The sequence below is a fragment of the Mycobacterium sp. 1245499.0 genome, from assembly GCF_001673615.1.
GTDB lineage: Bacteria > Actinomycetota > Actinomycetes > Mycobacteriales > Mycobacteriaceae > Mycobacterium > Mycobacterium europaeum_A.
Genome location: NZ_LZMG01000111.1, coordinates 1 through 12,792 on the forward strand (window position 1 = coordinate 1; position 12,792 = coordinate 12,792).

Consider the following 12,792-nt stretch of genomic DNA (forward strand, 5'->3'; position numbering starts at 1 on the left):
CCGGTCACCGCGGTTGACGGCGCCGCGCGACCAGCCGCCGCCCAGCTAGCTACCCCTGCCGGCCCGGTGACCAGTAGGCGAGCATCTCCGCGAACGTCTGGAAGGCCGGCCCGGAATTTCCGTACGTCGCCTCGAGGTGGATGCTCAGCGGGAAGCCCAGCTCGGCAACCCCGTCGATGACCCGCTTGTACAGGTCGAGCATCTGCTGGCGCTTCTGCGCCGGTTCGCCGGCGGCCAGCTTCCTGACGAACTCCTGCTCGGCGGCCACCGCCGGGTTGCCCGGGTCCTGGATGAGCCAGTTGATCAGCCCGACCCGGCTCTCCATCTTCGGCACGAAGCCGAACGACAGCAGGATCTCCGGCCGGTGGTCGGTCTGCCTGGCGAACTCGCTCAGGAAGCCCACGATCGCGTCGGAGTACAGCAGCTGCGTCATACCGTAGGTGGCGCCCTGGTCGCACTTGAAGTTGAACCGGCCCTGTTCGCCGTCCCGGGTGGGGATGAGGATCACGCCGCGGTTGGTCACCAGCTCGCGGTAGATCGACAGGGCGTCGGTGGGGGCGACGCCGGAGCCCTCGCCGTCGTTCATGGTGCGCGGCACCCCGACGAAGACCACGCCCTCCATGCCCGCCGAGGTCAGCTCGGTCAGCCGCGCGCGCAGCGACGCCTCGTCCATGAAGGCGGTGACCTGCGTGCACAGGCCGTTGATCCCGGGCAGTTCCGGCTTGACGATCGACCAGAAGTCGAGCACGTCCAGCTTGGGCTTCATCTGGATGGGGCGGTCGTCGTCCTCGGCGATGATCCCCGGAATCATCACGTGCCGGATCCGGCCGCCCAGGCCCGCCTCGGCCGAATTCCGCACCACTTTGTGCGCCTCTTCCAGCGCCCGCTCCCGACCTTCGTCGGCGTTCGGCGGCACCAGCTCGAGCGCAATGGTGTTGAGGGTCACGCGGCTTCTCTCCATCTGACGACTATTGGCCCGGGGCGTCTTGCGGCCGCGCAGCATTCGCGGCCCCCAGCGCACCCGCCAGCATAGGGGCGGGTTTGTGAGCCATGCGAAGCAACTGGGTCCGCCCGCCCGCGCCGTGGGGAAACCGTGGGGAAGGCGACCCGGGCGCCGCGGCGAATACACTGGTCGGGCCTGGAACACCCAGCCAGCCGAGCAGAAAGGGGCGCCGCGCTGAGCCTAGGAGCCACAGCAGCAGCGGCAACCGTCGAGTTGACCGGCGCCATCACCGACCAGTTGCGGCGGTACATGCACGACCGGCGCACCGAGACCGCGTACATCGGAGACGACTACAGCGGTCTGATCGCCGCGCTGGAAGACTTCGTGCTGGGCGGGGGCAAGCGGCTGCGGCCCGCCTTCGCCTATTGGGGCTGGCGCGCGGTGACCACCGAAGCGCCCGATGAGCAAGCGCTGCTGCTGTTTTCCGCACTCGAGCTGCTGCACGCCTGCGCGCTGGTGCACGACGACGTGATCGACGACTCCTCCACCCGACGCGGCCGGCCGACCACCCACGTCCAGTTCGCGGCGCTGCATCGCGAGCGGCACTGGCAGGGCTCGCCCGAGCAGTTCGGGATGTCGGCGGCCATCCTGCTCGGCGATCTCGCGCTGGCCTGGGCCGACGACATCGTGTTCGGGGTGGAGTTGACGCCGCAGGCGGCGCGCCGGGTCCGGCGGGTGTGGGCGAACATTCGCACCGAGGTGCTCGGCGGGCAGTACCTCGACATCGTCGCCGAGGCCAGCGCGGCCGCCTCGATCGCCTCGGCGATGAACGTCGACACCTTCAAAACCGCCTGCTACACCGTGTCCCGGCCGCTGCAACTCGGGGCGGCCGCCGCCGCCGACCGGCCCGACGTCCACGACGTCTTCAGCCAGTTCGGCACAGACCTGGGGGTGGCGTTCCAGCTGCGCGACGACGTGCTGGGCGTGTTCGGTGACCCCACGGTGACCGGCAAGCCGTCCGGGGACGATCTGCGATCGGGCAAGCGCACCGTGCTGCTGGCCGAGGCGGTGGAGCTGGCGGAGAAGTCAGACCCGTTGGCGGCCAACCTGTTACGTACCTCAATCGGGGCCCGGCTGACCGATGCGCAGGTGGATCAGCTGCGCGACGTCATCGAGTCGGTGGGGGCGCTGGCCGCGGCCGAGCAGCGGATCGCCACGCTGACCCAGCGGGCGCTGGCCACCCTGGCGGCCGCACCCATCAACACCGCGGCCAAAGCGGGCCTGTCCGAACTGGCCAAGCTGGCCACGAACCGGTCCGCCTGACCGATGACGACGCCAATCGATAGCCCGGCAGCCGACTCACCGGCGGCCAAACCGGCACGCGGTGAATGGGTTTCACGGCTGAAGGCCTTCCTCGCCGCCGGCGACTCCCGCCCGGCGAAACTGGGCGTGCTCGGCTCGGTGCTGATCACCCTGGGCGGCCTGGGCGCGGGCAGCACCCGCCAGCACGACCCGCTGCTCGAGTCGATGCACATGTCCTGGTTGCGTTTTGGGCACGGCCTGGTGCTGTCGTCGATCGTGTTGTGGACCGGTGTCGGTCTGATGCTGATCGCGTGGCTCGCCCTGGGCCGTCGGGTGTTGGCCGGCGAGGCGACCGAGTTCGTCATGAAGGCCACCACCGCGTTCTGGCTGGCGCCGCTGCTGGTGTCGGTGCCCGTCTTCAGCCGGGACACCTATTCCTACCTGGCGCAGGGGGCGTTGCTGCGCGACGGACTGGACCCGTACGCCGTCGGCCCGGTCGCCAACCCAAACAGCCTGTTGGACAACGTCAGTCCCATCTGGTCCATCACCACCGCACCCTATGGCCCGGTGTTCATCCTGGTGGCCAAGATCATCACCATCGTGGTCGGCAACAACGTGGTGGCCGGCACCGCGTTGCTGCGACTTTGCATGCTGCCCGGCCTGGCGCTGCTGGTCTGGGCGACCCCCCGCATCGCGCACCAGCTGGGCGCCGACGGTGCGACGGCGCTGTGGATCTGCGTGCTCAACCCCCTGGTGCTCATCCATCTGATGGGTGGGGTGCACAACGAGATGCTGATGGTGGGCCTGATGGCCGCCGGCATCGCGTTGACGTTCGGTGGCCGCCCCGTTGCCGGCATCACGCTGATCACCGTCGCCATCGCGGTCAAAGCCACCGCCGGCATCGCGCTGCCTTTTCTGGTGTGGGTGTGGGCGCGTCAGCTGCGCGATCGGCGCGGATATCGGCCGGTGCCAGCGTTTTTCGCGGCCACGGCGTTGTCGCTGCTGATCTTTTTGGTGGTGTTCGCGGTCCTGTCGGCGGTGGCCGGCGTCGGCCTGGGCTGGCTGACCGCGCTGGCCGGATCGGTGAAGATCATCAACTGGCTGACCGTGCCCACCGCGGCCGCCAACCTGATCCACGCGATCGGCGGCGGGTTCTTCCCGGTGAGCTTCTATCCGATCCTTCGCGTCACCCGGCTGGCCGGCATCGCGATCATCGCGATTTCGCTGCCGCTGTTGTGGTGGCGGTTTCGCCGCGACGACCGGGCCGCGCTTACCGGCATCGCGTGGTCGATGTTGATCGTGGTGCTGTTCGTGCCGGCCGCACTGCCCTGGTACTACTCGTGGCCGCTGGCGATCGTGGCCCCGCTGGCGCAGTCGCGGCGGGCGGTCGCGCTCATCGGCGGCGTGTCGACCTGGGTGATGGTGATCTTCAAACCCGATGGCTCGCACGGCATGTACTCGTGGTTGCACTTTTCGCTGGCCACCGTCTGCGCGCTGATCGCCGGCTACAGCCTGTATCGGGCCCCCGCGCGGCAGGCCGAGCCCGCGGGCGTCGCCGCCGACGTCCCCGCCGATTGAGCGAACGGGCTCAGTAGGCCATCGCTTGCGCCCGGCGCACGACCTCACGGGCCTGATGGGCGTGCAGGGCGTCGACCGGACGGGCGTTGTTGAGGGCGTCGCGGCTGCCGTCACGGGTGACCGTCAACGAGGGATCCCGGGTGAACAACCAGCGCACGATCTCGGTGTCGTGGTAGCCGCCGTCGTGCAGGATGGTCAGCAGTCCCGGCAGGCTCTTGACCACCTCACCGGACTTGGTGAAGAACACCTGCGGCACCACCAGACCCTCGTCGCGGCGAACCGCAACCAGGTGGCCCTCCCGGAGTTGCTGATGCACCTTGGTGACCGGCACCCCCATCAGTTCGGCGACCCGCTTGAGGTCATAGATCGGCTCGTCGGGCTCTAGCACATCGTCGCCGGCAGGAATACTGCTCATCCCGGCAAGTGTAGGCCTAGATGGCCACCTTGAACCCGTGTTCTACCGGCCAATCACGGCCGCACACCTACGATGGCCCCGTGGCCCAAGCGCAATCGCCCGGCCCCGCCTCGGGCCGGGTCGGCCCGCATGGTCGCCGTCCCCAATCCGGGTCGGCCGATCCGTTGGAGAACGCCTTGCTGGACGGCCGCTACCTGGTTCAGTCCAGGATCGCCAGCGGCGGCACGTCGACGGTGTACCGCGGCCTGGACACCCGCCTGGACCGCCCCGTCGCGGTGAAGGTGATGGATTCTCGCTACGCCGGCGACGAGCAATTCCTGACCCGCTTCCAGCGGGAGGCCCAGACCGTCGCCCGACTGAAGGACCCCGGGCTGGTCGCGGTCTACGACCAGGGCCTGGACGCCCGGCACCCGTTTCTGGTGATGGAGCTCATCGAGGGCGGCACGCTGCGCGAACTGCTGGGCGAACGCGGACCCATGCCGCCCTATGCCGTCGCCGCGGTGCTTCGTCCGGTGCTGGGCGGGCTGGCCGCCGCGCACCGGGCCGGCCTAGTGCATCGCGACGTCAAGCCCGAGAACGTGCTGATCTCCGACGACGGCGAGGTCAAGATCGCCGACTTCGGGTTGGTGCGAGCCGTCGCCGCCGCCGGAATCACCTCCGCCAGCGTCATTTTGGGCACCGCCGCCTATCTGTCACCCGAACAGGTGCGCGACGGCACCGCCACTGCGCGCAGCGACGTCTACTCCGCGGGGATCATGACCTACGAGCTGCTCACCGGGCGCACACCGTTCACCGGCGACTCCGCGTTGTCGCTCGCCTACCAGCGGCTGGACACCGACGTGCCGCCGCCGAGTGCGGTCATCGACGGCGTGCCCGGGCAGTTCGACGAATTCGTCCAGCGCGCCACGGCCCGCGACCCCGCCGACCGCTACGCCGACGCGATCGAGATGCGAGCCGACCTCGACGCCATCGCCGACGAGCTTGCGCTGCCGGAGTTCTCCGTGCCGGCGCCACGCAACTCCGCGCAACACCGTTCGGCGGCGGCGCAGCACAGCCGGATGGGCCAGCGGCCACCGCACCGGCCCGCGCCGCCCGGACCGGCGCCGGTGCGTGCACCCACGCGCCAGCTGACGCGGGGGCCGCAGGACTGGCCGGAGCCGAAACGCCCGGTGCAGACCGACGTCGAGCCCGAGGACGACTACGAATACGAGGCTGTCACAGGCGAATTCGCGGGCATCCCGATCAGCGAGTTCGTCTGGGCGCGCCAGCACAACCGGCGCATGGTGCTGGTGTGGGTGGCGGTGATCCTGGCGATCACCGGGCTGGTCGCGACCGCGGCGTGGACGGTCGGCAGCAACCTCGACGGTCTGCTGTAGCCGGCCGCACTCGGGGTCGACGTAACCCGGCACGACGACACGCGTCTTAAAGTAATCACAAAATTCTCTTATTTTTCTTAATTTTGGTGTACCGTACTTCTGCATGGGTTCGACAACGCATCGCGTCGACTCGCCGAACCGGCTCGGCGAGCACGCAGTCGTACTGGGTGCCGGAATGGCGGGTTTGCTTGCCGCGCGTGTACTTTCGGAGTTCTACGATTCGGTCAGTGTGGTCGAGCGGGACAGATTGCCCGACCATCCGTGCCACCGGCGGGGAATCCCCCAGGGCCGTCACGTGCACAACTTCTACAGCCGCGGCCTGCAGGTGCTGGAAGAATTGTTTCCCGGCCTGCTCGAGGACCTGTCCAGGGCGGGGGCGGTCGTCGTCGACGACGGCGATCTGTCGCGGTTCTACGTGCGCTTCGGGCGCTACGAGATGAAACACTCGGGGACGTTCGCCGATCCGGACGCGTTGGCGCTGCACATGACGACCCGGCCGTTCATGGAGTTTCACGTCCGTCGGCGGGTCAAGGCCCTGCCGAACGTGACCTTCCTCGACGGGCACGACGTGTCCGAACTTCTCAACACCGCGGACATCGTCAACGGCGTGCGAATCACCCGGCGCTACAACGGTTTTCTCACCGAGCTGGACGCCGATCTGGTGGTGGACGCCATGGGGCGCGCCGCACGCACCCCGGCGTTTCTGGAGAGCCTGGGTTATGCACGGCCAACCGAGGATCGGGCGGTGGCCCGATACGGCTACGCGAGCCAACAGTTGAGCATGCCCGAGGGATCGATCGCCCAGCGGCTGGTGATGTTCAACCCGGGGGGCGGCCGGCCGGGGGGCTTGTTGCTGGCCAACGAGCACGACACGTTCATGCTGGCGATCGGCGTGCCGGCCGAGGCCGGCGAGCCGCCAACCGATTTCGCCGCGATGCTCGCGATGGCCGAGCCGGCGCTGCCCCCCGCCATCATCGAGGGCCTGCGCCGCGCCTATCCCATCGGTGAAGCCGTGACATACCACCACACCGCCGCGATCTGGCGGCGCTACGACCAAATGGCCGATTTCCCTTCGGGTTTGCTGGTGATGGGCGACGCGCTCTGCAGCCTCGATCCGACCTACGGCCAGGGCATGACGATCGCCGCGCTGGAAGCACTGACCCTGCGCGATTGCCTGAGCGCGGGCGATGCCCAACTGGCGCAACGCTTTTTCCGGGCAACGGCCCAGTACATCGGCCAGACGTGGGCCGCCAATCGGGCCAGGGACCGGGCCACGTCCGGCGGCTACCGGCCGCGCGGACTACGCCGGCGACTCTCAGGCTGGGTCTCGCGCGCCGCACTGAACGCCTCGACCCGGGACGTCGTCCTGACCGAACGCTTCTTTCGGGTCTCCAACTTCATCGACCCGCCCTCACGGCTGCAGGATCCCGCCCTGTTACCGCGCATCGTGTGGGGCAACCTGCGAGCCCGGCTCACCTCGAAGCGAAGCCGCACTGCCCCGGCCACCCCGGCGTCGCAGGGCGTACAGCGGGAGCGGCTTTCGGCGCGCGGCTAGTCGCGCAGCATCTCGGCGACGAGGAAGGCCAACTCCAGCGACTGCTGGGTGTTCAGCCGTGGGTCGCAAGCGGTTTCGTAACGGCCGACCAGGTCGGTGTCCGAAATGTCTTGCGCGCCACCCAAACACTCGGTGACGTTCTCGCCGGTGATCTCGACGTGAATGCCGCCCGGGTGCGTGCCCAGCGCGCGGTGCACCTCGAAGAAGCCCTGCACCTCGTCGACGATGCGATCGAAGTGGCGGGTCTTGTAACCGTTGGACGACTCGTGGGTGTTGCCGTGCATCGGGTCGCACTGCCAGATCACCTGGTGACCGGTGGCCTGGACCTTCTCCACGATCGGGGGCAGCAGGTCGCGAACCTTGTTGTTGCCCATCCTGCTCACCAGCGTCAGCCGGCCGGGCTTGTTGTTCGGGTCGAGCCGCTCGACGTATTCGACGGCCAGCTCCGGGGTGATCGTCGGGCCGATCTTGACGCCGATCGGGTTGGCGATCACCTCGGCGAAGGCGATGTGCGCGCCGTCGAGCTGGCGGGTGCGCTCACCGATCCACACGGTGTGCGCGGACAGGTCATACAGCTGCGGTTCGCCGCCGTCGCTTTCGGACAGGCGCAGCATGGACCGCTCGTAGTCCAGCACCAAAGCCTCATGGCTGGCGTAGATCTCGGCGGTCTGCAGGTTGCGGTCGGCCACCCCGCAGGCGCTCATGAAGCGCAGCCCGCGATCGATCTCGGTGGCCAGCGCCTCGTATCGGGCGCCGGCCGGCGAGGTCCGGACGAATTCCCGGTTCCAGTCGTGCACCAGGTGCAGCGAGGCCAATCCCGACGACGTCAGCGCCCGAACCAGGTTCATCGCCGCACTGGCGTTGGCGTAGGCGCGCACCAGCCGCGACGGGTCGTGGTCGCGCACGGCGGCGTCCGGGGCGAAGCCGTTGATCATGTCGCCGCGGTAGGACTTCAACCCCAACGCGTCGATGTCGGCCGAGCGCGGCTTGGCGTACTGGCCGGCGATGCGGGCCACCTTGACCACCGGCATGCTCGAGCCGTATGTCAGCACCACCGCCATCTGCAGCAGCGTGCGGACATTGCCGCGGATGTGGGGTTCGGTGTTCTCGGTGAACGTCTCCGCGCAGTCCCCACCCTGCAGCAGGAACGCCTCGCCCCGGGCCACCTGGGCCAGCTGCTCCTGCAACCGGACGATCTCCGACGGCACCGTCACCGGCGGGACGCTTTCGAGGACCGTGCGCATTGCCGTCGCCTGGTCGGCGGGCCAGCTGGGCTGCTGGGCGGCCGGTTTGGCCAGTGCGGCGTCCAGCCGCGCCCGCAGATCGGTCGGCAGCGGCGGCAGCGGCGGCAGCTGATCGATCGGTATGTCGACGGTCCAGTTCATCGGTCCATCGTAACCGCGGCGCGGGGGTCCCTGGTCAGGGCTGATCTGCGGGAACGCGGCCCGGCCGGGTGCGTCCCGCCGGCGTCTCAGTCCCCACCGGTGATGAGCCGGTATCTGCGGAGCTGATCGCGCGCGTCGACCAGCGCGTCGTGCGCGTCGGACGATCGGGGCGGCATCCGTGGGCTGCCCCGGTCCTCCCACAGTTGCCGCAGCTCACGGGTGAAGCGCGGGATCGCTCGCGGCAGCTCCGGCATGGTGCCCCACAGCTGACACAAGGCCACGTGGTCGTAGGCCGCCACCCACGCCCACAGCTCGATCGGCTCGGCGGCCGCCCGCCCGGAATTCAGGCCGAAGAAGTCCTCCAGGTCCTCTCGGATCTGGCGGCGCGAGCGCCACAGCTGCGACGCCGGGGGCGGCAGCTTGGGCAGCACGTTGGCGCGCACCCAGGGCCCGGCGCGCTCGGGGTCGAATTCGGTGGACACCGCGTAGTACTCGCGGCCGTCTTCGGCGGCCACCCCGATCGAGATCAGCTCGATGGTGCGGCCGTCCTCGATGAATTCGGTGTCGTAGAAGTACCGCACCGGAGAAAGCCTAGACGGGCGACGATGAGTGCCGGCACGGCACGAAAGAGGAGCCGGTCCATCGGCCTAGACCGGCGACGATGAGTACCGGCACGGCACGAAAGAGGAGCCGGTCCATCGGCCTAGACCGGCGACGATGAGTACCGGCACGGCACGAAAGAGGAGCCGGTCCATCGGCCGGGAAGCCGGCTACCGACTGATCAGGATGGGCCCGGTGGGCGCCGGCGCGGGGTGGATCTCGTGGTCGAGCGTGGCGTCGACGGTGCGTTCGTCGGGCAGCCGCGGTGTGCCGGCGATGGCGCACTGCAGGTACAGCTTGGCCCGCACCACCGGGCGGCGCAGTCTCCGCTCGCGTTGCAGCGCGCGGCGCATCTTGTCCGGTTGCGTCGAATACCGCCACCGCGCCCACGGGGCGTGCGGGCGCGACAGCCGGATGGCGCCGATCACCAGCAGGATGACCAGGAACATGCCCAGCAGGCCGGTCCACACCTTGCCCTTGAGCACCACCACGACGGCCAGGGGCAACGTCAGCGCCATGGCGCTGGCCACCACGGCCCGCAGCATCGCCGAGTCGGCGTTGTGCCAGATCGGCAGGAAAAACATCAGCGGGTGCAGACCCATGATCAACAGCCCGGCCACCGCCACCGCGGCGAACACCGCGTCCACCGAGGTGCGGCCGTCTTCGGACCAGTACACGTCGGACAGGTGCAGGATCAGTGCGTACTCGTCCAGAACCAGGGCGGCGCCGATCCCGAAAAAGGCTGCCGCGATGGTGAATTCGGGTTCATGCCCGTCGATGGCCAGCGTGACCAGCGTCAGGCCGGAGAGCAGGGTCAGCACCACCCCGAAGGTCACGTGGTGAATGTGCACTCCCCCGACGTGGACGTTGCGCGGGTGCCACCACCGGGTGGGCCTGCCGTTGTCCGCGCGGTGCCGGATCAACCGCACGAACGTCCGCGTGACGAAAAACGTCAGGATGAAGGCGACCAGGCAGCACAGCAGCGGCAGGTGCCCGCGGTCGTACACGTCGTGGGCAAACCATCGGGTCACCTCGGACACGAACGAATGGAGCACTCTTGAAAGCTACGCCTGTCTGCGCCGGGCAGGTGGGACCCGCGCTGCACCAGGCGGGTCGGGGGCCGCGCACCCATTACGCTGTGGTGCGACATGAGTACACGGCAGGCGCCCGGCGTGGGCTTGGCAGGCAAGCGGGGCCCCGGGTGGGTGCTGGGGTGGGGGCTGGCGTGGCTGACCGCCGCCGCGGGGCTCAGTTATGCGGCGTGGCAGCTGTTCGGGCACACGCCCTATCGCATCGACATCGATGTCTATCAGATGGGCGCGCGGGCGTGGATGGACGGCCACCCGCTGTACCGCGGGGACGTGCTGTTCCACACGCCGATCGTGGATCTGCCGTTCACCTATCCGCCGCTGGCGGCCATCGTGTTCTGCCCGTTCGCCTGGATGCACATGCCCACCGCCAGCGTCGCGATCACCGCCCTGACACTGTTGCTGCTGGTGGTGTCGACGGTGATCGTGCTGACCCGCCTCGACGTCTGGAGCACCTCGGCGAAGCTGCCCGGTCCGGCCTGGCTGCGCCGGTGGTGGCTGGCGATCGTCGCAGCGGCGGCGGCGACGGTCTGGCTGGAACCGATCAGCTCGAACTTCGCCTTCGGACAGATCAACGTGGTGCTGATGACGCTGGTGGTCGCCGACTGCGTGCCGCGGCGCACGCCGTGGCCGCGCGGGCTGTTGCTGGGCCTGGGTATGGCGCTGAAGCTGACCCCGGCGGTGTTCCTGCTCTATTTCCTGCTGCGCCGTGACACCCGGGCCGCGCTGACCGCGCTGGCGTCTTTCGTGGGGGCGACGCTGCTGGGTTTCGTGCTGGCCTGGAACGACTCGTGGGAGTACTGGACGCACACCGTGCACCACACCGACCGGATCGGTTCCGCGTCGTTGAACACCGACCAGAACATCGCCGGCGCGCTGGCCCGGCTGGGGCTCGGGCAACAGGAACGCGCCCTGCTCTGGGTGGCCGCGTCGCTGCTGGTGCTGGCGCTGACGGTCTGGGCGATGCGACGGGTGTTGCGCGCCGAGGAGCCCACGCTCGCGCTGGTCTGCGTCGCGCTGTTCGGGCTGGTGGTCTCGCCGGTGTCCTGGTCGCACCACTGGGTCTGGGTGCTGCCGGCGGTGCTGGTGACGGCGATCGTGGGCTGGCGGCGCCGCAATGCGGCGCTGATCGTGGTCAGCGCCGCGGGGGTGGCGCTGATGCGGTGGTCGCCGATCGACCTGCTGCCCAAGCACCACGAGACCAGCGCAGTCTGGTGGCGTCAGCTCGCCGGGATGTCCTATGTGTGGTGGGCGCTGGCGGTGCTCGTCACGGTGGGTGTCACCGTCACCGCCCGCGGATTGGCGCGGGATGCGGCCCCGCAGCAGCTGGCGCCGGCTACCGCCGTCGGCTAACCGGCCGCGGTTTCGGGGATCCGGACGGCCTCGCCGTTGGCGGCGCCGTCGTCACCGCCCTTTTTTAGGCTCGCCGCGTAGATGTCGACGTATTCCTGACCGGACAGCCCCATCAGCTCATAGATCACTTCGTCGGTGACGGCCCGCTCGATGAAGCGGTTGCCGGCCAGCCCGTCGAACCGGGAGAAGTCCATCGGCTTGCCGAAGCGGACGGTGACCCGGCCGAACCGCAGCATGTTCGTGCCGGGCGGGTTGACGACGTTGGTGCCGATCATCGCGACCGGGATCACCGGAACACCGGTCTCCAGCGCCAGCCGGGCCAGTCCCGTCTTGCCCTTGTACAGCCGGCCGTCCGGTGACCGGGTGCCCTCGGGGTACATGCCCAGCAGCTTGCCCTGGCTCAGCACCTGCTGCGCCGTCGTGAGCGCGGCCCGGGCGCTGTCGGCGTCGGTGCGGTCGATCGGCACCTGGCCGACGGCGGTGAAGAACCACCGCTGGAACCAGCCCTTGAAACCGGTGCCGGTGAAGTACTCCGACTTGGCCAAAAACGTGATCCGGCGACGCACCACCAGCGGAAGGTAGAAGCTGTCCATCACCGCCAGGTGGTTACTGGCCAGTATCGCCGGCCCGGAACTCGGAACGTGTTCTAGGCCTTCGACTTTCGGGCGTCCCAGCAGTGACAGCAGCGGGCCGAGGAGCACGTACTTGAACAGCCAGTACCACATGGCCCTCCCTCTCGGCTATTCCCGCTGATGTTCTGCGCCAACTGTACCCATCCCCACCCGAACCGACCACCTGCGACGCAGGCGGCTCACTCCTCGAGCGTGACCGGGATGGGCTGATACCGGGTCCGCGATGCGGCGTCGGCGGGAGCGCCGGGCCCGCCACCGGGCGGACCGTCGGGCGGCGGTTCCGGCGCCGGGCCGCCGGACCGGTCGATGTCGTTGACGATGTCGCGAATCACCTCGAGCAGGGCGATGCTGTGGTCGGCGATCGCGGTGAGCAACGGGTGCTGGTCGCCGGTGGCCAGCGCGGCCAGCGCGCATACCGGGCACCACACCTGTTGGCACTTACCGGTGCCCACGCCCGCGCCGGCCGTCAGCGCCGCCGCCGCGCGCACCGCGGGGTCGATGCCGTCGAGGATCGTCTGGGCGAGCCTGCGCAGTTCCGGACCGATGTCGGAATGACCCCCACCAC

At 69.1% G+C, this 12,792-nt stretch carries 12 protein-coding genes; 5 read left to right on the forward strand and 7 right to left on the reverse strand.

Annotated elements, in window-relative coordinates; all coding sequences use genetic code 11:
- Positions 1-49: 49 nt before the first annotated feature.
- Positions 50-946, reverse strand: a complete 897-nt coding sequence (locus A5646_RS05675) for a mycobacterial-type methylenetetrahydrofolate reductase (protein WP_066873384.1) — start codon at positions 944-946, stop codon at positions 50-52.
- A 270-nt stretch (positions 947-1,216) separates the two neighbouring features.
- Here A5646_RS05675 and idsA2 point away from each other — a divergent pair, with 270 nt between their 5' ends.
- Entirely contained in the window at positions 1,217-2,266 is a 1,050-nt protein-coding gene (gene idsA2 / locus A5646_RS05680) for a bifunctional (2E,6E)-farnesyl/geranyl diphosphate synthase (RefSeq protein ID WP_067020487.1), read from the forward strand.
- Positions 2,267-2,269: 3 nt separating this feature from the next.
- Positions 2,270-3,823 (forward strand): alpha-(1->6)-mannopyranosyltransferase A, encoded by a 1,554-nt coding sequence (locus tag A5646_RS05685; RefSeq protein ID WP_067020490.1) that lies wholly within the window; start codon positions 2,270-2,272, stop codon positions 3,821-3,823.
- Between the two features lie 10 nt (positions 3,824-3,833).
- Here the strand turns inward: A5646_RS05685 and A5646_RS05690 are convergent, their stop codons facing one another.
- Complete coding sequence (locus A5646_RS05690) at positions 3,834-4,238, reverse strand: Rv2175c family DNA-binding protein (RefSeq protein WP_007770743.1); 405 nt, start codon at positions 4,236-4,238, stop codon at positions 3,834-3,836.
- An 80-nt stretch (positions 4,239-4,318) separates the two neighbouring features.
- Here A5646_RS05690 and A5646_RS05695 point away from each other — a divergent pair, with 80 nt between their 5' ends.
- Together A5646_RS05695 and A5646_RS05700 are read left to right on the forward strand one after the other, a co-directional pair.
- Positions 4,319-5,614 carry a protein kinase gene (locus A5646_RS05695; RefSeq protein ID WP_231998244.1) on the forward strand — a complete coding sequence of 432 codons (1,296 nt, stop codon included), beginning with the start codon at positions 4,319-4,321 and terminating at the stop codon, positions 5,612-5,614.
- A 103-nt stretch (positions 5,615-5,717) separates the two neighbouring features.
- The gene (locus A5646_RS05700; protein ID WP_067020493.1) at positions 5,718-7,169 is read left to right on the forward strand and encodes an NAD(P)/FAD-dependent oxidoreductase; all 1,452 of its coding nucleotides are present in this window, start codon (positions 5,718-5,720) and stop codon (positions 7,167-7,169) included.
- Here A5646_RS05700 and A5646_RS05705 read toward each other — a convergent pair.
- From A5646_RS05705 to A5646_RS05715, 3 genes are all read right to left on the reverse strand, one after another.
- Complete coding sequence (locus A5646_RS05705; protein ID WP_067020496.1) at positions 7,166-8,554, reverse strand: class II 3-deoxy-7-phosphoheptulonate synthase; 1,389 nt, start codon at positions 8,552-8,554, stop codon at positions 7,166-7,168. The genes A5646_RS05700 and A5646_RS05705 overlap by 4 nt on opposite strands.
- A gap of 86 nt (positions 8,555-8,640) precedes the next feature.
- On the reverse strand, positions 8,641-9,135 hold the full coding sequence (locus A5646_RS05710) for a polyadenylate-specific 3'-exoribonuclease AS (protein ID WP_066871683.1): 495 nt from the start codon (positions 9,133-9,135) through the stop codon (positions 8,641-8,643).
- A 189-nt stretch (positions 9,136-9,324) separates the two neighbouring features.
- Complete coding sequence (locus A5646_RS05715; protein WP_067020499.1) at positions 9,325-10,209, reverse strand: hypothetical protein; 885 nt, start codon at positions 10,207-10,209, stop codon at positions 9,325-9,327.
- A 93-nt stretch (positions 10,210-10,302) separates the two neighbouring features.
- Here A5646_RS05715 and A5646_RS05720 point away from each other — a divergent pair, with 93 nt between their 5' ends.
- On the forward strand, positions 10,303-11,595 hold the full coding sequence (locus A5646_RS05720; RefSeq protein WP_067020502.1) for a glycosyltransferase 87 family protein: 1,293 nt from the start codon (positions 10,303-10,305) through the stop codon (positions 11,593-11,595).
- On the opposite strand, the gene A5646_RS05725 is transcribed toward A5646_RS05720, so the two are convergent.
- On the reverse strand, positions 11,592-12,320 hold the full coding sequence (locus A5646_RS05725; RefSeq protein ID WP_066862594.1) for a 1-acyl-sn-glycerol-3-phosphate acyltransferase: 729 nt from the start codon (positions 12,318-12,320) through the stop codon (positions 11,592-11,594). The two genes, A5646_RS05720 and A5646_RS05725, sit on opposite strands and share 4 nt — an antisense overlap.
- Before the next feature lie 86 nt (positions 12,321-12,406).
- A partial coding sequence (locus tag A5646_RS05730) for a hypothetical protein (protein WP_067020505.1) occupies positions 12,407-12,792 on the reverse strand: 386 nt, incomplete at its 5' end.